Genomic DNA, 25,367 nt, shown 5'->3' with positions numbered 1-25,367 from the left:
CAAATCTAAAAAGCATGGAAATGCGAGCCGTCGCTCAACGGGGCTTCGTCCTCAGGCGCCCAGCAACCCGCTCGCCCGCTGCACCCGTCGCTCCGTCGCGGCCTCCAGCACCTGCCAGCCGCGCCCGGCGCTGGCCAGGGTGAACCACTTCCGCGCGCGGGTGATGCCGGTGTAGACCAGCTCGCGGGTGAGGATGGGGTTGAGGCTGTCGGGCAGCAGCAGCGCGGCATGGGTGAACTCCGAGCCCTGGGACTTGTGCACGGTCATGGCGAACACGGTTTCCACCGCCTGCAGGCGGCTGGGCAGGATCCAGCGGATCGCATCGGTGCCGTCGCCCGCCGGGAAGGCCACGCGCGCCACCCAGCGCACCGAGCCGTCGTCAGCCGTCTGCGGCAGCGCCAGGGTGATGCCGATGTCACCGTTCATCAGGCCCAGGCCGTAGTCGTTGCGGGTGACCAGCACCGGGCGACCGGCGAACCAGCCGCTCGCCGTGGGAATCAGCCCCTCGCGTTGCAGCAGCTCGCCGATCAGCGTGTTCAATCCTTCGACACCCCAGGGTCCGCGACGCAAGGCGCAGAGCAGCTGGAACTGGCCGTGGGCTTCCAGCACCTTCCTGGCCCAGGCATCCAGCGCAGCCTGATCGGCGTTGTCCGCCGGGCGCGAGCCGCTGACCACGCGCAGGTAGTGGGCATAACCGACCGGGCCGAACAGGTCACCAGCGCGTCCGCCGTCGATCGCCAGGTCACGCAGGCTGCGGGTTTCCTGGGCGTCCACGGCGATGCGGGCGAGGTCTTCGTGCTGCGCCTTCCACACCTGGCGCAAGGCCGGGATATCACCGGCGTTGACCGCTTCGGCCAACTGGCCGATGCCGCTGTCGGCGCTGAATCGGTGGCTGTGGCGGAGCATGGCCACGGCCTGGTCGAGGTCGCTGCCGGAGGCGTCCAGCAATACGGGGTCGATCGATTCGCCGGTCACGGCCTCCAGCCAGTCGCGGGTGACCGGTCGGTAATGACCTTCGCGGGCGCGGCTGCATAGCTCGCCCAGCACTGCGCCGGCTTCCACCGAGGCCAGCTGGTCCTTGTCGCCCAGCAGGATCAGCCGTGCGCGCGGCGGCAGCGCGGCGAGCAGCGAGGCCATCATTTCCAGGTCGACCATCGAGGCTTCGTCCACCACCAGCAACTCCAGGGCCAGCGGATTGCCGGCGTGATGGCGGAACTGGCGGCTGTCCGGCCGGCTGCCGAGCAGGCGGTGCAACGTGGTGACTTCGGTGGGAATCTCCTTCCGCACGGCTTCGCCATCGGGCAGCGCTTCCAGCTTCAGGTTTTTCACCGCGCCGGAAATCGATTCGTTCAGGCGCGCGGCGGCCTTGCCGGTGGGCGCGGCGAGGCGGATGCGCAGCGGTCGCCCGCCCTCCCCCAGCGCCAGGCTTTGCAGCAGCGCGAGCAGCTTCACCACGGTGGTCGTCTTGCCGGTGCCGGGGCCGCCGGTAACGATGCCGAAAGCGTTGCCGGCGACCAGCGCGCAGGCGAGCTTCTGCCAGTCGGCCGGGGCACCTGCTTTTTTCGGGAACAGCGCGTCCAGCGCCTGACGCAGTTGTGCCACAGGCAACGCGGCACGCAGTGCATCGCCCTGTTGCAGACGCTGGTCGATACCGGCGCGCACTTCGCGCTCGTACTGCCAGTAGCGGCGCAGATACAGGCGGCGGCCGGAGAGCACCAGCGGCGTATCGCCGGGGCCGTCGCCGACCAGTCGCGGATCGCCCAGCACGGCGCGCCAGGCTTCGAGATCGAAGCCGTCCAGCAGCACGCCAGGCAGCTCCGGCGCGTCCTTGGCGGAGTCGCCTTCGGGCGGTAGCGACAGGGCGAAGCGGCTGTCGGCCAGGGTCGCTTCCAGGTCGAGGCAGACGTGCCCGCGACCGAGCTGGTGACTGGCCAGGGCAGCGGCGAGGATCAGCAACGGATTGGCATCCGGCGCGCGCTCGACCAGGAAGATCGCAAAGGCGCGGTCCAGCTCGCGCAGCCAGCCGCGCTCGGCCCAGCGGCCGATCAGTTCGAGCATCTGGGCGGTGCTCTTCATGCCGGCACCTCCGCGCGGAACAGGCGGTCCAGTTCGTCCATCAGCGCCTTCGGCGGGCGCTCCAGGTACATACCCTGGGTCGCCGAGGAACTGCCGCGCAGGAACAGGTACATCGCGCCTCCGATATGGCGGTCGTAGTCGTAGTCGGGCAGGCGCGCCTGCAGCAGCCGGTGCAGGGCGAACAGGTAGAGCGCGTACTGCAGGTCGTAGCGGTGCTCCAGCAGGGCTTCGCGCAACGCTCCCTGCGTGTAGGCCTCATCGTCGGCGCCCAGCCAGTTGGATTTGTAGTCGGCCACGTAGTAGCGGCCCTCGTGCTCGAACACCAGGTCGATGAAGCCCTTGAGCATGCCGTTGAGCAGGTTCGCCTGCAGCGTCGGCCGCGCCACGCCGCCGAGGGTATGGCGGATCACGGCGGCGTCGAGACGCTGGCTGTCGACGTTGCGGGTGGCGAACCAGAACTCCATCTCCTTCTGGAAGGTGGTCAGCCCGGCCAGGCTGACCGGCGCGGCGTCAGGCACACGGAAAGCCGTACGCAGGTACTGCCCGAGCCAGCCGGTGAGCGGCTCGATCCACTCTTCCCAACCGCGTACGGCGCAGCGCCGGGCGATCTGGTCGCGCAGCGTATCCTCGTCGGCGTTGAAGCCCTCGTCGGCGGCCCACTCCAGCAGTCCGTGGAGGAAGCTGCCGGGGTTCGCGCCACGCGGGAAGGCGTGAAGGCTGAAGGGTGCGGGCACGGCTTCCAGCTCGCGGTGCTCCTCCAGGCTGCTTTCGCGCAGCAGGTCTTCGCCGGCGCTGATGGGTTCGTCGGCGGCCGGCGCCGGGGCGATTTCGCTGTCGTCCTCGGTGGCCAGCGTCGCCAGCGCGGAGTAGCTGGCGATCCACCATTTCTCCGCCACCCGGCGGCGCGGTTCGCGGGCCGCGCCCAGCTCGCCGGCCTGTACGCCGACGAACACTTCCATACCGACTTCGGGCGCCGGCTCCAGGGCGATTTCCGCCTGGCCGGCCTGCAAGTCGCCCAGTCGTGCGGTCACGTCATCGACACTCAGCGCGTTGCCGCCGCCGAGCAGGTAGCCCATGGCGCCCTTGTGCAGCTCGGGGCTCTTGCTGTTGCTCATCACCAGCGGCGCCACGCCCAGCCACACGGCGTGGCGTGCGCGGGTCAGTGCCACGTAGAGCAGGCGCATGTCTTCGCTCAGGCGCTCGTCGTTGGCCAGTTGGAAGGCGGCCTTGGCCAGTTCCTTGTCGCGGGACAGTTCGACCACCCGCGACTCGCCGGACTGGAAGCTCGGCGGCGTGCCGCTCTTGCCGTCCAGCTCGCGCCAGGTGCAGATGAAGGGCAGCAGCACCAGCGGGTATTCCAGGCCCTTGGACTTGTGGATGGTCACCACCTTGATCAGGTCGGCGTCGCTCTCCAGACGGAGGATTTCCTCGCTGGACGGGCTCTCCAGCTGCTCGGCAAGGACCCGCAGCAGCGCGTGTTCGCCATCCAGCTCCACGGCCTCGCGCTGCAGCCACTCGGCCAGGTGCAGCAGGTTGGTCAGGCTGCGTTCGCCATCGGTCTCGCGCAGCAGGCGCGCCGGCAGGGCAAAATCGGCGAGCAGGCGGCGCAGCATCGGCAGCACGCCCTGCTGCTGCCAGAGCACACGGTAGTCGCGGAAGCGCAGCACCATGTTTTCCCAGAAGCGTTCGTCCTGGTTCAGCCGCTCCAGGGTCGCCCAGTCCAGCGCCAGGCTTCGGGTCGCCAGAGCGATGCGCAGCGCGCCATCGTCGCCGGGGTCGGCGCAGGCGCGCAGCCAGTGCAGCAGGTCGACGGCTTCGGGACTGTCGAACACCGAATCGCGGTCGGACAGGTAGACGCTGGCGAGCCGGCGTTTCGCCAGTTCGCCGCGGATGGCCTCGGCCTCGCTGCGACCGCGCACGAGGATGGCGATGTCCGCCGGGCGCAGGGCGCGCCATTGGCCATCGGCGTCGCGGAAGCCGCTCTGCACGGAGCTCAGCCAGCGCTGGATGGCGCTGGCGCTGCGCTCGGCCATCTGTTGGCGGTACAGGGTGGAGCCGCAGACCTGGCCGTCGTTGTCCAGCTGCCAGAAGGTCATGGCCGGCGCTTCGCTGCCTTCCAGCAGCAGCGTTTCATCACGGCCGCGCGCTTCGACGTTGAGGAACGGCACCGGGTTTTCCTGGCCGTCCACCGCGAAGCGGAAGGCGCCGCGCTGATGGCCCTCGGCGAACAGGAAGCAGCGATTGGCCGCCTTCACCATGGCCAGCGTGGAGCGGTAGTTGGTGCCCAGTGTGTAGTGCCGCCCGGCTGTCGCAGCACGGGCGCGCAGGTAGGTATGGATGTCGGCGCCACGGAAGGCGTAGATCGCCTGCTTGGGGTCGCCGATCATGAACAACCCCAGTCTCTTTTCTGAAGAGACTTCGGGGGGGTTCTCCGAAATGCGGTAGACGCGCTCGAAGATGCGGTACTGCAGCGGGTCGGTGTCCTGGAATTCGTCGATCAGCGCGATCGGGAACTGCTCGCGGATACGTTCGGCCAGGCGCTCGCCGCCGCTGCCGGCGAGGGCGCGATCGAGGCGTACCAGCAGGTCGTCGAAGCCCAGCTCGGCACGCTTCTGTTTTTCCGCTTCCAGGTTGTGCCGCACTTCGCCCAGGGCGTGCAGCAGCAGTTGCGGGGCGATCTCCGGGCGTTGCTCGGAACGCTCGACCCAGGCATCGACAGCCAGCAGCGCGGGGTGCTCCGGCACCACCGCCTTGGCTTTCACCTTGATCCGCGTCTGGCCGAACCTGGCCAGGTTGTCCGGTGCATCGGCGCCCTCGCTCCAGGCGTCCAGCGCTTCGATCCAGCCGGCGAACACGCTGTCGTCATCCTTGCCGCGGTAGCTGTTGCCGTTGAGGTCGCCACGCAGATTGCGCAGCAGTTCGGCGACGCCGGCGCGGTCCGCCGCCCAGGCTTCGCGGGCTCGGGCCTCGGCGACCTCGAGTTCGTCGTAGAACTGGCCGGTGGCTTCCAGCAGCTCGCTGAGGGAAGCCGGTGCGGTCAGCGGTTGATCGGCATAGCGGAACCCGGCTTCCTGTGCCGCCAGCAGCGGTTGCAGGGCGCGGGCCAGCGCTTCGGGGCCGGCGTAGCAATGGCGCACGGCGTTGGCCGCCGCCACGCCCAGCGGGTAGAAGTTGCGCCGCCAGTAGTCGCGCACGGCTTCGGCGAGCAGTTCGCTCTGGTCGGCGGCGAGGTCCTGGGTGAACAGGCTGCCGCTGTCGAAGGCGTGCTCGCGCAGCATGCGGTAGCACCAGCTGTGGATGGTGGAAACGGCGGCCTCGTCCATCCATTCGGCAGCCAGGCGCAGCAGGCGCGCACAGCCGGGCCAGCGTTCGGCGGCATAGCTGTCGCGCAGCTTCACCAGCAGGCCGTCGTGCTTCTGCTCGGGCTCGGCGAAGCAGCGCGCAGCCTCGCCCAGGCGCGCACGGATACGCTCGCGCAGTTCCTGGGTCGCGGCCTCGGTGAAGGTCACCACGAGGATTTCCGGCGGGCTCAGCGGCCGCCCGAACGCAGCCTGCTCGCCGCCGTGGTCGAGGACCAGGCGCACGTAGAGCAAGGCGATGGTGAAGGTCTTGCCGGTGCCGGCGCTGGCCTCGATCAGCCGGCTGCCGTGCAGCGGGAAGTCGAGGGGATTGAGTTCCACGGCACTCATTGTTCGGCCTCCTTGCGCTGCAGCAGTTCGAACAAGGGCCCGTAGAGTGCTTCGGCCCAGGCAGCGAACTCCCCGCTGGCGTTGAGCGCGGCGAAGTCCGGGTAGACCCGCGCCAGCGCCGCCGAAGAGGCCGCCTCGCCGCTCAGGTTGAAGCCACCGTCATAGCGTTTGGCGGCTTCGCGGGCGGCACGTTCATCGTCATCTCCGGCGGCCAGCCAGGCGAAGGCCGCCTTGCAGGCGACCGGCAGCGGGCGGCACATGCCCTGGAACCAGGCATCCAGCAGCGCATCCAGTTCGGCGCGCGCTTCCTGCGCCGGCAGCGGCGGGAATTCCAGAGTGCCGGTCAGGCCGACCAGCACGCTGGTCACCGGCTCGCCGCACAGTTGCAGCGCAAGATGGCGCACCCAGGGGCGCACCAGGCCATGCCATTTGTAGCCCTTGCCTTCGTGCAGCTTGCCACTGACCAGTTGCAGGCTGGCGAGCTCGCCACCTGCGTTGCGGCGCAGGCCGCCCAGCCAGTCGGCCAGTTCGATGCCGGCATGCTCATGGTGGAGTTCGCGCTGTTCGTCTTCCACCTGCGACCAGTGCTCCAGCTGTTCGCGGTAGCGCGCCAGCAGATCGTACAGCGGCGCCACCAGCGCCTGGGCGGAGAAGTCGCCGAAGGCTGCCAGCGGCAGCCGGCCTTCGCGGCGCAGGCGCTCCACCTGGCCGGTCAGTTGCGCCGCCAGCTGATCATCCTGCCAGTGCTGCTCCACCCAGGGGCGCAGGCGTTCGCAGAGTTCGAACTGCAGTTGCCAGACGTCCAGTCCATTCAGCTCGAAGGGCTCTTCATCCTGCCCGGTCAACTGCTCCTCGCCGAAGCGCACTTTCAGGCGCTGCAGGAAGAAGGCGCCGACCGGGTTGGCGAGGAAGTCCGAAACCACGCGCAGGCCGATGGGTGCGTCCAGCACCGGCGGGGGCAGCGGCGTGTCATTCGTCTCGTCATCCTGCTCGCGATGCACATCGCGCCACTCGCGGGCGTAGGTATAGAGGCCGTCGATGCCCTGCACCGAGGGCGCATCGAAATAGGCGCGGCTGAAGGGTTGCAGCGGATGTTCCAGGGTCAGCCCGTGCAGCAGGTCACCACCGTCGGCACCGTGCCAGCCGGCGGCGAGGTGGTCGCGCAGCTGGCCGACCAGCACCGACGGCGGACGCTCGCTGTTGTCGCGGATGCTCCGCCCAACCCAGCTGACATAGAGCTGGCGGCGCGCCGAGAGCAGCGCTTCGAGCAGCAGGTAGCGGTCGTCCTCACGGCGCGAACGGTCGCCGGGGCGGTAGTCGTTGCGCATCAGGTCGAAGTCCAGCGGCGATTGCGGGCGCGGGTAGTCGCCGTCGTTCATGCCCAGCAGGCAGACCAGCTGGAAGGGAATCGCGCGCATCGGCATCAGGGTGCAGAAGCTTACCGCGCCGGCGAGGAAGCGCTGGTTCAGGCCACCGGCATCCAGGCCGCCGAGCCAGGCCTCGCGCACCACCGAAAGCGGCAGCGGGTCGCTGAAGCCGGCGTAGCCGCAGGTTTCCAGCCAGCCTTCGAGCAGGTTCAGCAGTTGCTGGCGGAGCAGTTCGTCATGGTCGTCAGTGACCAGGAAGAAGTCTTCCAGCAGGTTACGCAGACGCTGCACCCAGGTCGCCGCGTCGGCTTCCTCGGCGAGCAGGTCGCAGGCCTTTTCCAGCGCGCCGAGCAGCCCGGCCAGCGGGCCGAGGGCGGCGGCGTCGAGCCCGCCGATTTCCGCGTAGGGCTGGATACCCTGGAAAGCCTCGCCCTCGCCCACCGCGAAGCCCAGCAGCATGCGCCGCAGGCCGAAGCGCCAGCTGTTCGCTTCGGCGGCGGCGGGCAGGCCGAGGCGTTCGCGCTGCTGGCCGTCGAGTCCCCAGCGCACCCCGGCGCCATCGATCCAGCGGCGCAGCAGCGGCAGGTCGGCGTCGGCCAGGCCGAAGCGCGCGCGCACAGCGGCGACGTCCAGCAGGTCGAGGATTTCACTCACGGCAAAACGGCTGTCGGGCAGCCGCAGCAGGTGTTCCAGCGCCACCAGCAGCGGTTCGCGGCCGCGCTGGCCCTGGTCCGCCAGGGTATAGGGAATGAAGCGCTTGTCGTCGCGCGCAATCTGGCCGAACACGGCTTCGATGTGCGGCGCGTAGGGGTTGATGTCCGGCACCATGACGATCACGTCGCGAGGGCGCAGCGTCGGGTCGGCGTCGAAGCGCGCGAGCAGCTGGTCGTGGAGGATTTCCACTTCGCGCTGGGCGCTGTGGGCGACGTGGAAGCGCAGCGAGTCGTCGACCTGTGGATCGACCGCCGGCCAGTGTTCACGGGTTTCGTTGATGGGCCGCAGTTCGAGGATGTCGTCCTGCAGCTGGCCGAGCAGGCTGCCCGGTTCCACCTCGCTGAACAGGTCGATGCGCCCGTTGCTCACCGCGCCCAGGCGTGCACGGTAGCTTTCCGGGTCATCGTACTGGTCGAGCAGGTTGATGTAGTCGCGCCCCTGCTTGCCCCAGGCGGCCAGCAAGGGCTGGGCGTACTGGTGCTGCTGGTCGTCGCTGAGCAGCTGCGGCGTGCCGGCGCGGCGGCGCTGGCGGCGGTATTCGTGGCGCAGCAGGTCCTTGTCGGCGACGATGTCGGCCCAGTGGTGGCGACAGGGGTTGTGTACGCAGAGCAGTACCTGGGCGTGGCGCGCCAGCACGGCGAGGGCTTCCACCGTCTGCGCGGGCATGGCGGAGATGCCGAACACCACCACGCGGCGCGGCAGGTTCGGCAGCAGGCTCTCGGCGCTTTTCAGCTTCTCGATGAAGCGCCCATGCACGCCGGCGCGGCTGGTGGCCAGGCCTTCGGGGCCGACATCGTCGAGCAGCGCGCGCCACAGGGCGGCCTGCCAGCGGTTGTCGGCGTCCAGCTCGCGCAGGGTGCCGTTGGCCAGGCGCAACTGATCGACGTGGCGGCTCCAGTCTTCCAGCCAGTCGGCGCGGTAGACCTGGTACTGGTCGAACAGGTCGGCCAGGCGCTCGGCCAACTGGTGGCGCTTGCGCAGGTCGGCGTCATCGGCGAGGAAGCGCTGCAGGGTGGCGAACTCTTCGCGCTCCAGCAGCGTGGGCAGCAGGCGCATCAGGCGCCAGGTCAGCGGGCCCTTGTCGAGCACCGAGACCTCGGGGATTTCATCGCGGCCCAGCGCACCCCGGTAGGCTCGCCAGAGGAACTGCGCGGGCAGTTGCACGTCCAGCGCGGCGGTGACGCCGCAGCCGCCGTCCTCTACGTCGCGCCCCAGCGCCAGCTTCAGCCACTGGGCGATGCCGTTGCTCTGCACCAGGATGACTTCGTTCTCCAGCGGCGCCAGCGGATGCAGGCTCATCCACTGCACCAGCAGGTCGCGCAGCGCTTCCGGATGGTTGCCATGGATCACCATCAGGCCGGGGGTCAGTCGCTGCTCGCTCATCGTGTCTCCTGGTGCGGAGCGGGCAACTGGGAGTGCCCGCCGGGGATGACGGGCATTTCACCAAAAAAGCGTGCAGGCGGGGCAGTTTTTTACAAGGCGGCTCAGGCGACGGCGGCACCCTGCTCCCAGGCTTTGCGGATGGCGCCGGCAATCTCTTCGCGCAGGGCTTCGCGGCGGCGGAACTCGCTGCGCCGCTGGCTCTTCACCTCGGCGATATCGCGCACCGGCTCGCACTCGGGCAGGCGGTACCAATGGCGGTCGTGGCGGTTGGCCTGGGCCTCCAGCCAGAAAGCGTCGTAGCTGGACTTGAGTTTGTGCGAATCGATGTGTGCCGCGTCACTGATGCCCAGCAGCTGTCGGCCGCCCATCTGCTCGCCCAGCGTATAAAGGGCAGTGAGCAGCAGGCTCTTGGGGCGCAGGCCGAACATTTCCTTGCCCAGCCATTTGACGGTGCCTTCATCCATCGTCGTGCGAGGCCCCTGCAGCCCTCCGATCAGCAGCCGGCCGTTCTTCCCGAGGGTGAAACTCAGCGAGTACAGGCGCTCGCCGGCACCATTGCGCAGGTACAGGCCCAGTTCTCCCTCGCGGTAGAAGTCCGAGGGTTCCAGCAGCACGTCCAGCGCATCGCCGCTTTTCAGGGGAACCTGGCTCAGTTGCACCGGCCGCAAAGCCAGCAACCTGTCTCTCCAGACGCCGGGCAGGCAATCCAGCTGCGAATAGTGCTCCAGCAGCGCAGCGAGCCGGCGCCGGACGCTCCAGTGACGGCACAGGTACTTTCTCCAGTGTTTCTGGGCGGGCGGCAAGCCGTTGGTGTAGGGCTCCGACAGCACCGGCATGCGCTCGATACAGCGCGACCAGCGCCAGTGCAGGTAGGGGAACAGGGTGGCGGCCAGCACGCGTTGGCCGGTCTTGCGAATGGTTTTCCAGCGCATGAGTCAGTGGGGTCCGGGCGGGAGGAAGCGGCGCACTCCTGCGCGCGCGAAATGAAAAGCACGCCAGTGTGGTCGTGAACGTCCCACCGGGGGATCGGCTTACCGCCTGCCGTGCTGAGTGATCTTTCCGATCAGCTCACGGCAAAGCCCGACGCGTATCGGGTCGCTTTCGCAGATGCTCGATGGCAATCCACCGCTATGCTCTGGAGTGGTACCCCGACGCCCCGACATGGAGACCAAGATGGGCAAGAAAAGCAAAGCCAAGAGCCAGGCTGTAGAACCGCAAGGCAAGATGAAGAACAGCGAGTACGAGGCCCACCTGCGCAAGCTGTCCGTGGAACTGGTCAAGCTGCAGGAATGGGTGGTGCACAAGGGCCTGAAGGTCTGCATCGTCTTCGAGGGCCGCGATGGCGCCGGCAAGGGCGGCACCATCAAGGCGCTGACCGAGCGCGTCAGCCCGCGGGTGTTCCGCGTGGTGGCGCTGCCCACGCCCACCGAACGGGAGAAATCCCAGCTCTACGCCCAGCGCTACATCAAGCACCTGCCGTCCGCCGGCGAAGTCGTGATCTTCGACCGCAGTTGGTACAACCGCGCCGGCGTCGAGCGGGTGATGGGCTTCTGCACCGAGGAGCAGGCCGACAAGTTCCTCGCCGTGACCCCGCTGTTCGAGCGGATGCTCACCGAGTCGGGCATCATCCTGCTGAAGTTCTGGCTGGAGGTCAGCCCCGAGGAGCAGGAGCGCCGCCTCAGGGACCGCATCACCGACGGCCGCAAGATCTGGAAGCTCTCGCCCATGGACGTGAAGTCCTTCACCCGCTGGGACGACTACACCCGCGCCCGCGACCTGATGTTCGCCGCCACCGACTCGCCCTGGGCGCCCTGGATCGTGGCGCCCTCCGAGGACAAGAAGCGCGTGCGCCTGAACGTCATCAGCCACGTCCTCAAGCACGTGCCGTACAAGGAAATCCCGCGTGAGGAAGTGAAGCTGCCCAAGCGCGGCAAGATCGGCAAGTACAAGAGCCCCGACTATCCGACCCACTACATCGAAGAGAAATTCTGAGGCCAACCGGGGTCGGCGCACGCCGGCCCTGGATCGTCAGTCCACGAAAGCGCTGGCTGCGTGGGGGCGGACTCCGCCCGCGATGAACTCCGGCGCGATGCGAGCCTATCGCGGACAGAGTCCGCTCCTACCCAATGTCCACCTCAGGCAATGGCGCTCAGGTAACCCTTGACCTCAGCGCCCAGCCACCCGGCAAAGGCTGCCACCTTGGCCTGGGTCGACTCGCGCTCCGGCCAGACCAGCCAGTAGGGAAAACCGTAAGGAACGCGCAGGTCGCTCAACGCCACCAGCTCGCCGCGTTCCAGCGCGCCGGCTACCAGACTGCGCCGTTCGAGACCGATGCCCTGCCCCATGCGTACCGCCTCGATACTCAGGTTGGAGTCGTTCACCACGAACTCCGCCGCCTCCTGCGGCACCGCCACGCCAGCCGCCTGGCACCAGGCCAGCCAGGACTCGAAGCCGGTGACACGGGGGCAGCGGAGGATTTCCGCCGGCGTCCGGGGCAGACGCCCGCCGTTGAAGTTCGGCGCGGCCACAACCACCACTTCATCCTCGAACAGGCGCTCCTGCGCCAGCCCTTCCCAGTGGCCCTGGCCAATGCGGATCGCCACGTCGGCCAGGCCCTGGCGCAGGTCCATCACTTCCAGGCTGGCCAGCAGGCGCAGGCGGTACTGTGGATAAGTTGCGCGAAAGCCCGGCAGGCGCGGCAGCAGCCACTTCTGGCCGAAGGACGGGGTGAGCGCCACCACCAGCTCATCCTCGCCCGGACGCGCCTTCGCCAGGCGGGTCGCCTCGGCGATATCGCGCAGCGCGCCGCGAATCTGCAGGGCATACAGGCGACCTTCCTCGCTCAGGCGCAACCCCCGCCCCTCGCGCTGCAGCAGGGTGATGCCCAGCAGGCTCTCCAGCTGGCGCACCTGCTGGCTGATGGCCGAATGAGTGACGTGCAGTTCGCTGGCGGCGAGGGTCACGCTGCCGAGCCGGGCAACGGCCTCGAAACTGCGCAGGGCGGAGAGCGGTGGCAATGCGCTCATGTAAGTTTTCCTAACCGAATCGGTCACTATTCGTCGCTATTTCCCAGCGAACAAAGCCGCTAGATTCATGGCCAGCGCGGGGAAACCCGCGCCAGCCAAGATGCAATTTCCACTAACAGGATGTGCCCATGCAACAGAAGCTTCCGCACCTGATCGGCATGCTCGACTCGCCCTACGTGCGCCGCGTCGCCATCACCCTGCGCCTGCTCGGCATCGAGTTCAGCCACCAGTCGCTGTCAGTGTTCCGCACCTACGAGGAATTCCGCGGCATCAACCCGGTGGTCAAGGCACCGACCCTGGTTCTGGGCGATGGCCAGGTGCTGATGGACTCGACCCTGATCATCGACTGCCTCGAGCACCTGGCCGGCCGCAGCCTGATGCCCGCCGAGCCCGCCGCACGGGTGCGCGCCACGCGTTTGCTGGGCCTCGCGCTGGCGGTCATGGAGAAGGCGGTGCAGCGCTACTACGAGCAACAGCGGCCGGATGACAAGCAGTTGGCCAGTTGGCAGGAGCGGGTTGACCAGCAACTGCATGCCGCCCTGGCTCAACTGGAAAGCGAACTGCGCGACATGTCGCTGGATGCCGGCGCGCCGCTGGACCAGGCCGGACTGAGCATCGCCGTGGCCTGGACCTTCGTGCAGCTCCTGCACTCCGAAGACATCCCGGCAGACAGCTATCCGGCGGTAGGCGACTGGGCGCAGCAGGCCGAGGCACTGGAAGTGTTCAAGGCCTTCCCGCCGGTCTGATCCCCGGTACGGAACCCAACTGGGCGCAGGAGCGGACTTTGTCCGCGATGGGTTCCCGGCGCGCCTGTGAGCTATCGCGGACGAAGTCCGCTCCTGCGCTCCTTGGTGGTCAGTCCTTGGGCAACTCTTCGTGCTGCTGGCGAGTGAAGCGCAGCAGGCCGAAGCAGATGAAGAAGCCGCAAAGCGCCAGCCCGGCGGCAGCCAGGAAGATCGAGGCGTAGCCGTGCCGCGCCGCGATCAGCCCCATCAGCGGGCCGGCGACGCCCATCGCCAGGTCGAAGAACAGTGCGTAGGCGCCCAGCCCCGCGCTACGACTGCTGGCCGGGATGCGCAACACCGCCTCCACACCCAGTGACGGATAGACCAGCGACAGGCCGCAACCGGTGAGCGCCGCGCCCAGCAGCGCGAAGCCCGGCCCCGGCGCCTGCCAGAGCAGCAGCAGGCCGAAGACTTCCACACCAAGGCAGACCACCGCGACGGCGAAGCCGCCGAAGCGATTGACCATGCCCGAGAAGATCAGCCGCGCGCCGACGAAGCAGACGCCAAAGGCCGTCAGGCACCAGGCCGGATTGGCCCAGCCCTGGCTGCCGTAATAAAGGGTGATGAAGGTCGCCAGGGTGCCGAAGCCGATGGAGCCGAGCATCACGCACATCCCGTAGGGCAGCACGCGGCCGAGCACGGCGTGGAAGGCCATGCGCGTGCCGGGAATGGTCGGCACCTCCGCGCGGCCGCGGGCCGCCAGCCAGCCCAGCGCGGTGAGCACCAGGATGCTCACGCCCAGGCTCCACAGGCCTAGGGAGGCCGACATGGTCACGCCCAGCGGCGCGCCAATGGCGATGCCGCCGTAGCTGACAATGCCGTTCCAGGAAATCACCTTGGCGGTGTTCTGCGTGCCCACCAGGGCAATGCCCCAGCTCGCCGTGCCAATCCCCAGCAGCCCCTGCGCCAGGCCGAACAGCAGGCGGCTACCGAGCAGCAACACCAGGCTCAGCCCGGTCACGGATTCGAAGCTGGTGGATGCCAGCACCAGCACGCCGCCGGCGCCCAGTATGCCCAGGCCATGGAGCACGGCGCGCTTGGCCCCGTAGGTATCGGCCACGTAGCCCGCCAGCGGGCGGGACAGCAGGGTGGCGATGTACTGCAGGCCGATCACCACGCCGGCGATCACCGTCGAGTAGCCCAGGCCTTCGTGGACGAAGCCGGGCAGCACCGGCAGCAGCAGGCCGATACTCAGGAACAGGACGAAGGTGAAGAAGACGGTCGCGAGGATGCGCAGGGTGACAGAGGCGGTTCGCTGCTCGGACGAGCTCATGGACGGGCCTGACGGTGGGTGGCGGAGCGTGTGCGGGGACGATTGAAAGCAGGCTATCTATTTCCGTCCCGATTGCCAATCCGAACCTTGCTGGCCGGCCGATGCTCCTATAGTTGTTCCATTGCCGCGCGCCGTGGCGGCGCGTTCCACGTCAACCCAGGAGATCGTCATGGATACCAGCCAGCACAGCCTGAGCGCCCTGTTCAAGCAACTGGGCCTGCCCGACGGGCGCACGGACATCGATGCCTTCCTCGGCAGCCATCGCCTCGCCGAAGGCCAGAATCTGCCGGACGCGCCGTTCTGGAACGCTGCCCAGTCGCAGTTCCTGCGCGAGGCGCTGCAGCAGGACTCGGACTGGACCGAAGAAGCCGACGAACTGGCTGTTCGGCTGTCCAACTGAGCCGCCGCTACCTCACTTGAGGTAGGAGCGCAGTACGCCCATGACCTGCTCCAGGTCTTCGTGGCGCTGCGCCGCGGTGCGGTCCTCGGCGCCCAGGTGGTCGCGCAGGTGGCCTTCGAGCACTTCGGCCATCAGGCCGTTCACCGCGCCGCGGATGGCGGCGATCTGCTGGAGGATCGCCGCGCATTCGCTGCCCGCCTCCAGCGCCCGTTCCAGCGCCTCGCTCTGGCCCTTGATGCGCCGCACCCGGGTCAGCAGCTTCTTCTGGTCCTTGATGGTATGTCCCACGTCAAAACTCCAAAGGTATACTGGGGTATAGTATCCAGACTGATCCTACGGACCATCATCATGCAGCACGCCGCCCACCCGCAAGACGGTCGCCATGACCACCAGTTCCACGAAGGCAATCCCCTGGCCGAACGCAACACCCTGCGCGCCGCGCTGCTGACCGTCGTGATGATGGTGGTGGAAATCGCCGGCGGCTGGATCTTCAACTCCATGGCGCTGCTGGCCGACGGCTGGCACATGAGCTCCCACGCCCTGGCGCTGGGGCTGGCGTTCTTCGCCTACGTCGCGGCGCGGCGCTTCAAGGGTGACGCGCGCTTCGCCTTCGGCACCTTCAAGATCGAGATTCTCGCCAGCTACACCAGCGCCATCCTGTTGCTGGGGGTGGCGGCGCTGATGATGTTCGAGTCCGTCGCCCGGCTGCTCTCCCCTTCGCCGATCCATTACCAGCAGGCCATCGCCATCGCGATCGTCGGCCTGCTGGTGAACCTGGCCTGCGCCTGGCTGCTGCGCGGCGAGCAGCATCACCATCATGGCCATGACCATCACCATGACCACCACCACGGCCATGAGCATCATGACCATGGCCACGACCTGAACCTGCGCGCTGCCTATCTCCACGTGCTGGCCGACGCCGCTACCTCGGTGGCGGCGATCATCGCCCTGATCGGCGGCCTGATCTGGGGCGCCGCCTGGCTCGACCCGCTGATGGGCATGGTCGGTGCTGTGCTGGTGGCCGTCTGGTCAGTCGGCCTGCTCAAGCAGAGCGGCCGGGTGCTGCTGGACGCGGAGATGAACGACCCGGTGGTGGAGGAAATCCGCGAGGTGGTCGCCGAGCTGCCCTATCCGGCGCGCATCACCGACCTGCACCTGTGGCGCGTGGGCAAGTCGCGCTACGCCTGCATCCTCAGTCTCGCCAGCAGCGACGGCCTGACGCCCGAGCTGGTGCGACAGCGCCTGCAGGTCCACGAGGAACTGGCGCACATCACGGTAGAGATCAATCCGGTCCCCGCCTGAGAACTGCCGGTAGAAAGACCGGAAGTCGTGGCGGCTTTGACGGCCGCCACGCCGCTGCGGCCTAATGCGCAGCCTGTCGAACCCGGTCGCCTGCCCGCATGTCCAGCTCCCGCTTCTCCACCGCCCAGCAACGCGCCAGCATCCTGCACCTGCCTGCCGGCCCCTGGACGACGGTGCTCGATTGCCTGTGCGCGCGCTTCCCGGCGATCAGCCGCGACACCTGGCTGGACCGCATGGCGCGCGGCAAGGTGCTGGACAACGACGGCCAGCCCATCGGCCCCGAGCATCCCTACCGCGAAGCGCTGCGCATCCACTACTTCCGCGAGGTGCCGCAGGAAACGCCGATCCCCTTCCAGGAGAGCATCCTGTATGCCGACGAACACCTGGTGGTGGCGGACAAGCCGCACTTCCTGCCGGTGACGCCCGCCGGTCAGTACGTCGAGGAAACCCTCCTCGCCCGACTCGCCAGGCGCCTGGACAATCCACAGCTGGTGCCGCTGCACCGCATCGACCGGCTCACCGCCGGCCTGGTGCTGTTCTCCGCCAACCCGGCCAACCGCGATGCCTACCAGGCGCTGTTCCGCGAGCGGCGCATCGACAAGATGTACGAGGCCATCGCCCCGGCACTGCCGCAACGGGAGTTCCCGCTGGTGCATCGTTCGCGGATAGTCGAGGGCGATCCCTTCATCCGCATGCAGGAAGTGGACGGTGAGCCCAACAGCGAAACGCGCATCGAGGTGCTGGAGCAGCGCGGCGAACTGTGGCGCTACGGGTTGCACCCGGTGTCCGGCAAGCGTCACCAGTTGCGCGTGCACATGTCGGGCCTGGGCGCGGCGCTCTGCTTCGACCCGCTCTACCCGACGCTGCCGCCGCGCGGCGAGCGGCCGCCGGAAGACTTCGACAAGCCGCTGAAACTGCTGGCCCGGCAACTGGAGTTCGTCGACCCGCTCACCGGCGAGGCGCGGCATTTCAGGAGCCGGCTGGAACTGACCTGGCCTCCCATCAATTTCATCGATGGTCACCCTTAAGACGATCCATTTCCGTCGATAGTGGCCCTGGTGTTTTCATAGCTCCACCCCAAGGAGAGAAAGCATCGGGAGCCCGATCATGAGCTACAGCGCCAAGTCCTTTTCCGCCCTCGTCAACGCCCTGCGCGCCGATGGCATCACCCGTCCCGAACAGATGGCCCGCCAGCCCTTCCGCAATGCCCAGGGCTTCTGGTCCGCGGTGGCGAAGAAATGAATTTCGTGCGGCGACTCCCGCCTGCGCTGCGCATGGATGCGGTGATCGTCCTCTACGCCCTGGCTGCGGCCTGGCTGGTTTTCTCGGGCCTGTGATGCCGGATCGGTGAAACAGACTCAATGAAAAAGGGCAGCCATGGCTGCCCTGTTTCATGCCCCGCGCGGCCCTGCCGCGCCCCATCCTCACTTCTTCAGGCAGGTGCTCATGAACGCCTTGCGTTCATCACCCTTGAGCGCCTTCTTGGTCGCATCGGCGTTGCAGGTCTTCATCTTTTCCTGCTGCGCCGTCGTCGCCTTGGTTTCGCCCCCGCCAGCCTTCAGGCAGGTGCTCATGAACGCCTTGCGCTCATCGCCCTTGAGCGCCTTGGTGGTGGCGTCGGCGTTACAGGTTTTCATCTTCTCCTGCTGCGCGGTCTGCGCGGCGGTGGCGGCAAAGCCTTGCGCCGAGAACAGCAGAGCCAGGACGAGCAGCGGAATCCGAACGGTGGTCATGGAGTGGTCTCCCAGGATGGATTTTCCACTCTGAGCGTAGCTCGCGACCCAGCATTCGCGAGGCCTGCGACGCGATACAGCACTTCATCCCGCCCGGTCTGTGAAGGTTTCCACTACGCCAAAAACAAAATCGGTTATATATAAATTCGAATTGATAATTTTTTGAAATATAAAAAATGCCGCAGTATGGCGCTGCCACCCATTCGGTACGCCAGGAACCTGCCATGTCGCTGTTGACCCTTCCCAATGCCCGCGAGCAAACCAAGTCGGTCCGCGCCACGGTGCTGGTGTTCAAGGACCCGCGCTCGCAGGAGCTGCTCAACCGCATCGAGCGGCTGGCGCCCAGCGAGGCCAACGCGCTGATCATCGGCGAGACCGGCACCGGCAAGGAGCTGGTCGCGCGACATATCCACAAGCTCAGCCGCCGCAGCGGCGCGCCCTTCGTGGCGGTGAACTGCGGCGCGTTCTCCGAGACGCTGGTCGAGAGCGAGCTTTTCGGCCACGAAAAAGGCGCCTACACCGGCGCCACCAGCAGCAAGGCCGGCTGGTTCGAGTCGGCCAACGGCGGCACCCTGTTCCTCGACGAAATCGGTGACCTGCCGCTGAACATGCAGGTAAAACTGCTGCGCGTGTTGCAGGAACGCGAAGTCGTGCGCCTCGGCTCGCGCACACCGGTGCCGATCAACGTGCGGGTCGTCGCCGCGACCAACGTCAACCTGGCCGACGCCGTGGTCGCCGGGCACTTCCGCGAGGACCTGTTCTACCGCCTGCACGTCGCCACCATCCGTCTGCCCCCGCTGCGCGAGCGCCCCGGCGACATCCTGCCGCTGGCCGAGTTCTTCCTGGAAGAGCACTGCCAGCGCCTGGGCTACAACCGCGCGGCCCTGAGCCCCGAGGCCGAGCGCAAGCTGCTGGGGCACACCTGGCCGGGCAACATCCGCGAGCTGGAAAACGCCATCCACCACGCCCTGCTGGTGTGCCGCAACCAGCAGGTACAGCCGGGCGACCTGCAACTCGCCGAGCTGCCGTCCGCACCGCGGCACGACTCGCTGCGCCACGAAGCCTTCCCCCACGCCCTGGCGCCCCGCGTCGAGGCCACCCTCGAGCAGGCACTGCTGGAGCTGTTCGAAAGCAACAAGCCCGACCTCTACGAGCATGTCGAGGAGGTCCTGTTCCGCACCGCCTACCACTTCTGCCATGGCAACCAGCTGCAGACCGGCCGTTTGCTGGGCATCAGCCGCAACATCGTCCGCGCGCGCCTGGAAAAGATCGGCGAACTGAACCTCAGCCGCACCGGCTGAGGTGGGTTCAGCCCGCGCCAGCAGTGGGCTGAAACCGTCCGTCGGCGATCCCCGCCCGGCCGCCCCCCGCGAAAGGTTATAATCCGCGCCGTTTTTGCAGCCGGCACGCCAGTGCCTGCCGAGCGTCTACACTTCCAGGGCGTCGCCCAGGCGGGACGTCGACAGCCAGCGAGCGGCCCATCGTCATCAGCTGCTAGTCACCCTCTTCAAGTCATCAGCTTTTTGTCATCAGGAACCATCGTGACCAAAGACGAACTGCGCGCGGAACTGGAGCGCCAGGAGCAACGTTTCAAGGATGAACAGGGCGGCGAAGTGACCCTTTATGCCGCCCAGCCCGAACCCGGCAAGAAACCCTGGCGCAAGCGACCCAGCGTGCAGGACAAGGCCTTCGACCGGGAGCTGGAAAGAATCGAAGAAGAACGACAGAAAAAGGATCAGGAAGCCGCTTCCGTTTAAATCGCAGGAACGGCCCCAGGCTGAAAGACCCGCCCGAATCTGTTGTGGGAAAGTCTTGATGCAATGGGCGAGCGGCGCTCCGTGGGGGAGCCCGCCAGTTGGCCTGCAAACACTCATCCGATGGGCCGGCGGCCCGCGTGGAAGCATTGCAAACTTTTTCCACCCTGCCTGAAAGCGCCGTGCGACGAGGCGTCGCGCAAATTGGAGAAACCGTTTCAGGCTGAATACGGTGCTCCAAGCTTCTGGCATAATCGCCGCCCCGTCTCCGACCGGTCATAGAATTTTCATGTTCGATCTCTTCAGCGGACTCGATCTCTGGGTGGGTATCAGCCTGGTGCTGGCACTCGCATTCGTCCTGGCGTTCGAGTTCATCAACGGCTTCCACGACACCGCCAACGCGGTGGCCACGGTCATCTACACCAAGGCCATGTCCCCGTACCGCGCGGTGATCCTCTCCGGCATCTTCAACTTCCTCGGCGTGTTGCTCGGTGGTGTCGGCGTTGCCTACGCGATCGTCCATTTGCTACCGGTGGAACTGCTGATCAACGTGAACACCGGCCACGGTCTGGCCATGGTGTTCTCGCTGCTCGCCGCGGCCATCACCTGGAACCTGGGCACCTGGTACTTCGGCATCCCGGCCTCCAGCTCGCACACCCTGATCGGCTCGATCCTCGGTGTAGGCCTGGCGAATGCCCTGATCAACGGCGTACCGGTGGCCGACGGGATCAACTGGGGCAAGGCCATCGACATCGGCCTGTCGCTGATCTTCTCGCCGCTGGCCGGCTTCATCGTCGCCGGCGCCCTGCTGATCGGCCTGAAGTGGCTGTACCCGCTGTCGAAGATGCACAAGACACCGGAAACCCGCCGCGACGTCGACGAGAAGAAGCCCCCGCCGTTCTGGAACCGCCTCGTGCTGGTGATCTCGGCCATGACCGTGAGCTTCGTGCACGGCTCCAACGATGGCCAGAAGGGCATCGGCCTGATCATGCTGGTGCTGATCGGCATCGTCCCGGCCAAGTTCGTCCTCGACCTGAACAGCACCACCTACCAGATCGAGCGCACCCGCGACGCCGCCATCCACCTGCAGCAGTTCTACAACCGCCACTCCGACACCCTCGGCGAGATGCTCGCACTGGGCAAGGCCGGCGAAGCGGACATGCCGGATCTGTACCGCTGCGAGCCGAAGCAGACCGAAGCGACCCTCAAGGGCCTGCTGGGCGACCTGCACGGCGTCTCCAGCTACAACGACCTGAACGACGACGAGCGCGTCCAGGTCCGCCGCTACCTGCTGTGCCTGGACGACACCGCGAAGAAGGTCGGCAAGCTGTCCGAGCTGCCGTCCCGCGAGAAGGCGGACCTCGAGAAGCTGCGCAAGGACCTGACCAGCACCACCGAATACGCGCCCTTCTGGGTAATCATCGCGGTGGCCCTGGCCCTGGGCATCGGCACCATGGTCGGCTGGAAGCGCGTGGTGCTCACCGTCGGCGAGAAGATCGGCAAGCAGGGCATGACCTATGCCCAGGGCATCGCCGCCCAGCTCACCGCGACCGCCGCCATCGGCATGGCCAACATCTACAGCCTGCCGGTGTCCACGACCCACGTGTTGTCCTCCGGCGTGGCGGGCACCATGGTGGCGAACCGCAGCGGCCTGCAGGGCAGCACGATCCGCAACATCCTCATGGCCTGGGTGCTGACCCTGCCCGTGTCGATCGCGCTGTCCGCCGGCCTGTTCTGGCTGTCCTCGCGCTTCATCGGCTGATCCCGCGCCACGCACCACGAAAAACGCCTGCATCCGCAGGCGTTTTTCATTTCCGCTTGCTCAAATGGTGATGACCTGCCTCGGCAGGCGGATGACGAAACGCGCGCCGCCCTTGAAGTTATCCACAGACAGGCTGCCGCCCATGTTGCGGATCAGGTCGTGGCTCACCGACAGCCCCAGCCCCGTCCCCTTGCCGATGGGCTTGGTGGTGAAGAAGGCCTCGAAGATGCGCTCGATCACGGTCGGGTCGATGCCACCGGCGTTGTCGCGCACATGCAGTTCTACCCAGCCTGGGTCGGTGCAAGGCTCCTGCGACACGCCGACCCAGCGCGCGCCCTCGTCTCCTCGTCCCAGCAGAGCGTCACGGGCGTTGGCCAGCAGGTTGATCAGCACCTGCTCCAGCTGGTCGGCATAGCCGCGCACCACCACCCGTTGCGCCGGCGGCCGGCATTCCAGGGTGATGCCCTGCTGCGTGAGGCTTTCACCCAGCAGGGCGACGGCACCTTCGCAGGCGTCGTAAGGATCGAAAGGCGCAGCCTCCAGCTCCGACTTGCGGCTGAACACGCCCATGTGGCTGATCACCCGCGAGAGCCGGTCGATCTGCGCGTCGGCACGCTCGAGCTTTTCCTTCAGGTACTCGGGCTCGCCGAGTTTCTGCCGGGCGTTATAGAGGGACATGCGCATGACATGCAGCGGCTGCTTCATCTCGTGGGCCATGCCGCTGACCATCTCGCCCAGGCTGGCCATCTTCGCGCCCTGGGCCAGTTGCTGCTGGGCATGGCGCACGGCGGTGTTGTCGCGGCCCACGGCCTGGATTTCCACCAACCGCCCCTCGGCATCCAGCAACGGCCGGTCCGACCAGATCAGCCAGAGGTTGCGCTGCCCGGGGAGGCAGAAGCGCAGCTCCCAGGAATCGTCCACCGCGCCCTTGCCACCGCCCACCAGGCGGGCGCGCAAGGCACTGCAATCCTGCTCCGACAGCCACTCGTCGAGCCGCCGGCCGAGCAACGCTTCAACCGGCTCGCCGAGTACCTGGGCAAAGGTGTGGTTGACGAAGGTCAGGTGCAAGTCGGGGTCGTATCGGCAGATCAGCGCCGGCGAGTCCTCCACCAGAACGCGGTAGCGCTCCTCGCTTTCGGCGATCTGCATCGCCGCGAGACGCTGCTCGGTGACATCCAGCCAGAGGCCGACGGCTTCCTGCGGAATGCCCTGGATGTCCCTCAGCAGCTTGGCCTCGTCATACAGCCAGTGCCACTCGCCACTGCTGTCGCAGAGGCGGTACTCGGTGCGGACGCGACCTTCGCGCAACAGCTCTCGGCCACGGTCGAGGAAGGCCTCCAGATCCTCGGGATGCACCCGTTCGGCCAGTGCCTGCCAGCTCTGCCCCTGCAGGTCCAGGCCGAAAATGTTGCCCGCGCTCTCGCTGTAGAACTCGGGGATCAGGTGCCCCTCTTCCACGCGCTGCACGTAGATCACCACCGGCGCGCTGTCGATCAGGTTACGCAGCCGGGCGTGGGCGGCCAGCGCCTGTTCTTCCTGCAGCTTGCCCTCGCTGATGTCCAGCAGCACGCCGTCCATCAACTGGTCGCCGGCGCGCGCCTGCCGCCGGCCCTGCAGGCGCAGCCAACGGCGCGTCTGGGTGGGAGCCGCACCGCGCAGGCGCAGGTCCTGGACCAGCCGCCCGCCCGGCTGCAGGTTGCGCAGGCGCAGGCTGAGCTCATCGGCGTCGGCGGGGTGCAACTGGCTCAGCAGGTCGGCCAACGCCAGTTGCAGCTGCCCGGCGGGCAGACCCAGGCTCGCCGCCACCGCCGGCGACAGTTCGAACAGGCCCTCGTCGACGTGCAAGCGCCACCAGCCGCCGCCCACCATGTCCTGCAGCAGGTTCAGGCGCCGGCTGCTGTCGCGCAGGCTGTGCAGCTCCGTGCGTTCGTGGACGAGGTTGGTGAGGATCTCCGCCAGGTACTGCCAGTCGCTCGGCGCCAGCCCCGGCCAACTGCCGCCATGCTCCATCGGCTCGGCCAGCAACCCGGCCAGACGCCCACCGCGCACGGGGGCCGGGATCAGGTAGAGCTGGGTGCAACACAAGGTGCGCAGCAGCTCCGAGGGGCTGTCATCGGCCCCCAGCAGGCAGGCACCGCTGGCGGCCCGCAGTTCATCGCCGGGCAGAGTCAGGTTTTCCCGCAACAGGCTGTCGAAGCCGGGCTGCACGTAGCAGGCAAAGACCCGCAGGCTCTGGTCCGGTGCCTCCAGCAGCAGGGCCATGCTGCGCATGTGGAAGTTGCTGCAGAATGCCTCCAGCACCTCACCGACGGCCTCGCCGAGGCGGCGCTGCGAGCTGTGGCGCAGGCGCGCCAGCAGCAGTTTGCTGAGGTTCAGGCATTGCAGCTTGTGCTGCTGGCTGTCGGACTGCCAGTTCAGGTCGGAGATGTCCGTGCCCAGCAACAGGCAGTGTTCGTTGGCCTGCAGGACCGCCTGGAAGCGACAGACCAGCGGCAGTTCGCCGGTGCTGCGCAGCACCAGGTCGAGCCGTTCGCCACCGCGCAGGCTGGACACCTGCATGCCGCCGGGAATGCGCCGGTCCAGATAGTCCCCCAGTCCCGGCAGATCGCCATTGCCCGGCACGGGCGGCAGCAACCGGTGCGCCTGGCTGCCACCGCGAGCAATAACGCGATCGCGGCTGTCCAGTTCCAGCCACAGGTCCCAGTGGCCGGTCACCACGGGCTCGGCCAGCTCTTCCAGCGGCAGCGCCGGGCGCCGGCGTGCCGCCAGCGGCCGACTCGGCACCGGGCTGTCATTCATCTCGTGCTGGCCACGAGGCCTGGAGCGCCAGAAATCGAACATCCGGTGCCTCAGAGCAGGACGCTGGCCGTGCCGCTGAGCACGTCGGGCAGGCGCGGCACCGTACCGATTCCCGGCAGGGTCAGTAGCGGGACAATGGGAGAGGTGGCGTAGGGATAGCTGACGCACACCCGGACGCGCGTGTACTGGCGCCCCGAGACTGTCTCGGTCACCGGGGTGTCCATGAACTGCCCGCTGTAGCAGCCGTTGCGCCAGCTCGCCGGCATCCAGCTCAGTCGCTGGGTCACGGCGTTATCCACAGCCGCTTTCAGGGCGGCACTGTAGCCACCCGCGGCCTGGGGATTCACCGAGACGGCCACTCGCGCCCCCGCCGCCGCCGCATCGTTGAACGACTGCAGCATCAGCAGGGGCACGCAATAACCGAGCAGTCCGTATAGAACTGCGAAGAACAGGACGAATACGGCGGCGAACTCGATAGCCACCGCGCCTCGTTGAGTGCCACGTCCGCCGACTCCGTTCATGCGCAATACTCCCGGACCAACTTCCAACTTGAATGATCGTTCAACTTGTCGGCGCAGCGGAACTTTACTGAAGATACCCGCCGTCGGAGAAATACCGCTCTCCAGCAATACTAGGCGCTCTTCCAGGATTCGCCCTCATGGCCTATCGGAATAACGTTGCGAGCCAAACTCGATTACTCCTGGCTTCATTTGCAATATGGCGCTGGACTGCGGGATACCTTAAAACTCCACTACCCTGCTTCGAAGTCGCCGTTCCGGGATAAGGACATTCTCGATGCTGTTCAAACTCTGCCTGCTGGGCTGGTTCGCCGCCTGTGCCAGCCAGGACCTCACGCGGCTGCAGGTCAGCAACTGGCTGACGCTCGGCGGAGCGCTGGGCGCCCTGCTGTTCCTGCTGTTTACGGGCCACACGCTGACGGGCTACACGCCGCTTGCCGCGGGGGTCGCCGCGCTGCTGGCGGCGTTGCTCAGCGTGCCGGGCTACTGGCTGGGAAAGCTGGGCGCGGCCGACGTGAAACTGCTGATCGCCCTGGGCCTGGCCAGCGACCCGCTGACGGTGCTGTACACCCTGGCGCTGGCCTGCCTGTTCTGTGTGGTGCTGATGTTCGCCAGCAAACTTTTGATTGATTCGGACAAAGTACCGGCTAATTGCAAATCGCAATTAGCCAAACTGCAACCGTCAAAGTTCAAGTCATTTCCTTTCATCTTCGCGCTGTTCGCCGGTCTTCTGACGACCCTGTCGATCTTCAAATAAAAATGATTCCGACAATTGGCAGAGTCCAA

General features: G+C 67.1%; 20 protein-coding genes. 10 read left to right on the top strand and 10 right to left on the bottom strand.

Translation table 11 applies throughout. The features are described 5' to 3' along the window. Nucleotides 1-51: 51 nt before the first annotated feature. From recD to UB43_RS06810, 4 genes are all read right to left on the bottom strand, one after another. The gene (gene recD, locus UB43_RS06825; RefSeq protein ID WP_045209684.1) at nt 52-2,076 is read right to left on the bottom strand and encodes an exodeoxyribonuclease V subunit alpha; all 2,025 of its coding nucleotides are present in this window, start codon (nt 2,074-2,076) and stop codon (nt 52-54) included. Continuing rightward, on the bottom strand, nt 2,073-5,765 hold the full coding sequence (gene recB, locus UB43_RS06820) for an exodeoxyribonuclease V subunit beta (RefSeq protein ID WP_045209683.1): 3,693 nt from the start codon (nt 5,763-5,765) through the stop codon (nt 2,073-2,075). The genes recD and recB overlap by 4 nt, the downstream gene beginning before the upstream one ends. Beyond that, nucleotides 5,762-9,229 (bottom strand): exodeoxyribonuclease V subunit gamma, encoded by a 3,468-nt coding sequence (recC, locus tag UB43_RS06815; protein ID WP_082085792.1) that lies wholly within the window; start codon nt 9,227-9,229, stop codon nt 5,762-5,764. Before recC ends, recB begins: the two co-directional genes overlap by 4 nt. Nucleotides 9,230-9,330: 101 nt before the next feature. After that, nucleotides 9,331-10,161, bottom strand: coding sequence for a DUF535 family protein (locus UB43_RS06810; protein ID WP_052969513.1), 831 nt, complete (start codon nt 10,159-10,161; stop codon nt 9,331-9,333). Between the two features lie 241 nt (nt 10,162-10,402). Here UB43_RS06810 and ppk2 point away from each other — a divergent pair, with 241 nt between their 5' ends. Next, nucleotides 10,403-11,221 (top strand): polyphosphate kinase 2, encoded by an 819-nt coding sequence (gene ppk2, locus UB43_RS06805; RefSeq protein WP_045210221.1) that lies wholly within the window; start codon nt 10,403-10,405, stop codon nt 11,219-11,221. 143 nt (nt 11,222-11,364) lie between these two features. Here the strand turns inward: ppk2 and UB43_RS06800 are convergent, their stop codons facing one another. Beyond that, nucleotides 11,365-12,255 (bottom strand): LysR substrate-binding domain-containing protein, encoded by an 891-nt coding sequence (locus UB43_RS06800; protein ID WP_045209682.1) that lies wholly within the window; start codon nt 12,253-12,255, stop codon nt 11,365-11,367. Between the two features lie 128 nt (nt 12,256-12,383). Here UB43_RS06800 and UB43_RS06795 point away from each other — a divergent pair, with 128 nt between their 5' ends. Beyond that, nucleotides 12,384-13,001 (top strand): glutathione S-transferase family protein, encoded by a 618-nt coding sequence (locus UB43_RS06795; RefSeq protein ID WP_045209681.1) that lies wholly within the window; start codon nt 12,384-12,386, stop codon nt 12,999-13,001. Between the two features lie 109 nt (nt 13,002-13,110). On the opposite strand, the gene UB43_RS06790 is transcribed toward UB43_RS06795, so the two are convergent. Beyond that, entirely contained in the window at nt 13,111-14,313 is a 1,203-nt protein-coding gene (locus tag UB43_RS06790; RefSeq protein ID WP_045209680.1) for an MFS transporter, read from the bottom strand. 169 nt (nt 14,314-14,482) lie between these two features. On the opposite strand from UB43_RS06790, the gene UB43_RS06785 reads away from it, so the two are divergent. Beyond that, the gene (locus tag UB43_RS06785; RefSeq protein WP_045209679.1) at nt 14,483-14,713 is read left to right on the top strand and encodes a DUF2789 domain-containing protein; all 231 of its coding nucleotides are present in this window, start codon (nt 14,483-14,485) and stop codon (nt 14,711-14,713) included. Nucleotides 14,714-14,725: 12 nt separating this feature from the next. On the opposite strand, the gene UB43_RS06780 is transcribed toward UB43_RS06785, so the two are convergent. After that, a complete protein-coding gene (locus UB43_RS06780) occupies nt 14,726-15,001 on the bottom strand; it encodes a metal/formaldehyde-sensitive transcriptional repressor (protein WP_024764116.1) in 276 nt (91 codons plus the stop codon). A gap of 60 nt (nt 15,002-15,061) precedes the next feature. Here UB43_RS06780 and dmeF point away from each other — a divergent pair, with 60 nt between their 5' ends. From dmeF to UB43_RS30030, 3 genes are all read left to right on the top strand, one after another. Beyond that, the gene (gene dmeF / locus UB43_RS06775) at nt 15,062-16,015 is read left to right on the top strand and encodes a CDF family Co(II)/Ni(II) efflux transporter DmeF (RefSeq protein ID WP_045209678.1); all 954 of its coding nucleotides are present in this window, start codon (nt 15,062-15,064) and stop codon (nt 16,013-16,015) included. A 98-nt stretch (nt 16,016-16,113) separates the two neighbouring features. Continuing rightward, complete coding sequence (locus tag UB43_RS06770; protein ID WP_045209677.1) at nt 16,114-17,043, top strand: pseudouridine synthase; 930 nt, start codon at nt 16,114-16,116, stop codon at nt 17,041-17,043. Between the two features lie 79 nt (nt 17,044-17,122). After that, nucleotides 17,123-17,257: a hypothetical protein gene (locus UB43_RS30030; RefSeq protein WP_017519380.1), complete on the top strand. Its 135-nt coding sequence runs from the start codon at nt 17,123-17,125 to the stop codon at nt 17,255-17,257. 182 nt (nt 17,258-17,439) lie between these two features. On the opposite strand, the gene UB43_RS06765 is transcribed toward UB43_RS30030, so the two are convergent. Then, on the bottom strand, nt 17,440-17,748 hold the full coding sequence (locus UB43_RS06765; RefSeq protein WP_045209676.1) for a PsiF family protein: 309 nt from the start codon (nt 17,746-17,748) through the stop codon (nt 17,440-17,442). A 224-nt stretch (nt 17,749-17,972) separates the two neighbouring features. Between UB43_RS06765 and UB43_RS06760 the strand changes: the two genes are divergently transcribed. From UB43_RS06760 to UB43_RS06750, 3 genes are all read left to right on the top strand, one after another. Next, complete coding sequence (locus UB43_RS06760) at nt 17,973-19,049, top strand: sigma-54-dependent Fis family transcriptional regulator (RefSeq protein ID WP_045209675.1); 1,077 nt, start codon at nt 17,973-17,975, stop codon at nt 19,047-19,049. Between the two features lie 240 nt (nt 19,050-19,289). Then, nucleotides 19,290-19,505, top strand: a complete 216-nt coding sequence (locus UB43_RS06755; RefSeq protein WP_045209674.1) for a hypothetical protein — start codon at nt 19,290-19,292, stop codon at nt 19,503-19,505. A gap of 286 nt (nt 19,506-19,791) precedes the next feature. Beyond that, nucleotides 19,792-21,264: an inorganic phosphate transporter gene (locus UB43_RS06750; RefSeq protein ID WP_045209673.1), complete on the top strand. Its 1,473-nt coding sequence runs from the start codon at nt 19,792-19,794 to the stop codon at nt 21,262-21,264. 60 nt (nt 21,265-21,324) lie between these two features. On the opposite strand, the gene UB43_RS06745 is transcribed toward UB43_RS06750, so the two are convergent. After that, on the bottom strand, nt 21,325-24,105 hold the full coding sequence (locus tag UB43_RS06745) for a PAS domain-containing sensor histidine kinase (protein ID WP_082085791.1): 2,781 nt from the start codon (nt 24,103-24,105) through the stop codon (nt 21,325-21,327). Nucleotides 24,106-24,113: 8 nt separating this feature from the next. Further along, entirely contained in the window at nt 24,114-24,584 is a 471-nt protein-coding gene (locus UB43_RS06740) for a TadE/TadG family type IV pilus assembly protein (protein ID WP_045209672.1), read from the bottom strand. Between the two features lie 274 nt (nt 24,585-24,858). Here UB43_RS06740 and UB43_RS06735 point away from each other — a divergent pair, with 274 nt between their 5' ends. Beyond that, nucleotides 24,859-25,338, top strand: a complete 480-nt coding sequence (locus UB43_RS06735) for a prepilin peptidase (protein ID WP_045209671.1) — start codon at nt 24,859-24,861, stop codon at nt 25,336-25,338. The last annotated feature ends 29 nt before the right edge of the window (nt 25,339-25,367 follow it).

Origin of the sequence: Pseudomonas sp. 21 (assembly GCF_000955805.1) — a bacterium.
Taxonomy (GTDB): Bacteria; Pseudomonadota; Gammaproteobacteria; order Pseudomonadales; family Pseudomonadaceae; genus Pseudomonas.
The sequence above is the reverse complement of the archived record's forward strand: the minus strand, read 5'-3'. Positions and strand labels throughout refer to the sequence as shown.

Bases quoted from the DNA above. Each gene is read 5' to 3' on its own strand.
- recD (WP_045209684.1), bottom strand. From the start codon at position 2,076: ATGAAGAGCACCGCCCAGATGCTCGAACTGATCGGCCGCTGGGCCGAG.
- recB (WP_045209683.1), bottom strand. From the start codon at position 5,765: ATGAGTGCCGTGGAACTCAATCCCCTCGACTTCCCGCTGCACGGCAGC.
- recC (WP_082085792.1), bottom strand. From the start codon at position 9,229: ATGAGCGAGCAGCGACTGACCCCCGGCCTGATGGTGATCCATGGCAAC.
- UB43_RS06810 (WP_052969513.1), bottom strand. From the start codon at position 10,161: ATGCGCTGGAAAACCATTCGCAAGACCGGCCAACGCGTGCTGGCCGCC.
- ppk2 (WP_045210221.1), top strand. From the start codon at position 10,403: ATGGGCAAGAAAAGCAAAGCCAAGAGCCAGGCTGTAGAACCGCAAGGC.
- UB43_RS06800 (WP_045209682.1), bottom strand. From the start codon at position 12,255: ATGAGCGCATTGCCACCGCTCTCCGCCCTGCGCAGTTTCGAGGCCGTT.
- UB43_RS06795 (WP_045209681.1), top strand. From the start codon at position 12,384: ATGCAACAGAAGCTTCCGCACCTGATCGGCATGCTCGACTCGCCCTAC.
- UB43_RS06790 (WP_045209680.1), bottom strand. From the start codon at position 14,313: ATGAGCTCGTCCGAGCAGCGAACCGCCTCTGTCACCCTGCGCATCCTC.
- UB43_RS06785 (WP_045209679.1), top strand. From the start codon at position 14,483: ATGGATACCAGCCAGCACAGCCTGAGCGCCCTGTTCAAGCAACTGGGC.
- dmeF (WP_045209678.1), top strand. From the start codon at position 15,062: ATGCAGCACGCCGCCCACCCGCAAGACGGTCGCCATGACCACCAGTTC.
- UB43_RS06770 (WP_045209677.1), top strand. From the start codon at position 16,114: ATGTCCAGCTCCCGCTTCTCCACCGCCCAGCAACGCGCCAGCATCCTG.
- UB43_RS30030 (WP_017519380.1), top strand. From the start codon at position 17,123: ATGAGCTACAGCGCCAAGTCCTTTTCCGCCCTCGTCAACGCCCTGCGC.
- UB43_RS06765 (WP_045209676.1), bottom strand. From the start codon at position 17,748: ATGACCACCGTTCGGATTCCGCTGCTCGTCCTGGCTCTGCTGTTCTCG.
- UB43_RS06760 (WP_045209675.1), top strand. From the start codon at position 17,973: ATGTCGCTGTTGACCCTTCCCAATGCCCGCGAGCAAACCAAGTCGGTC.
- UB43_RS06750 (WP_045209673.1), top strand. From the start codon at position 19,792: ATGTTCGATCTCTTCAGCGGACTCGATCTCTGGGTGGGTATCAGCCTG.
- UB43_RS06745 (WP_082085791.1), bottom strand. From the start codon at position 24,105: ATGTTCGATTTCTGGCGCTCCAGGCCTCGTGGCCAGCACGAGATGAAT.
- UB43_RS06740 (WP_045209672.1), bottom strand. From the start codon at position 24,584: ATGAACGGAGTCGGCGGACGTGGCACTCAACGAGGCGCGGTGGCTATC.
- UB43_RS06735 (WP_045209671.1), top strand. From the start codon at position 24,859: ATGCTGTTCAAACTCTGCCTGCTGGGCTGGTTCGCCGCCTGTGCCAGC.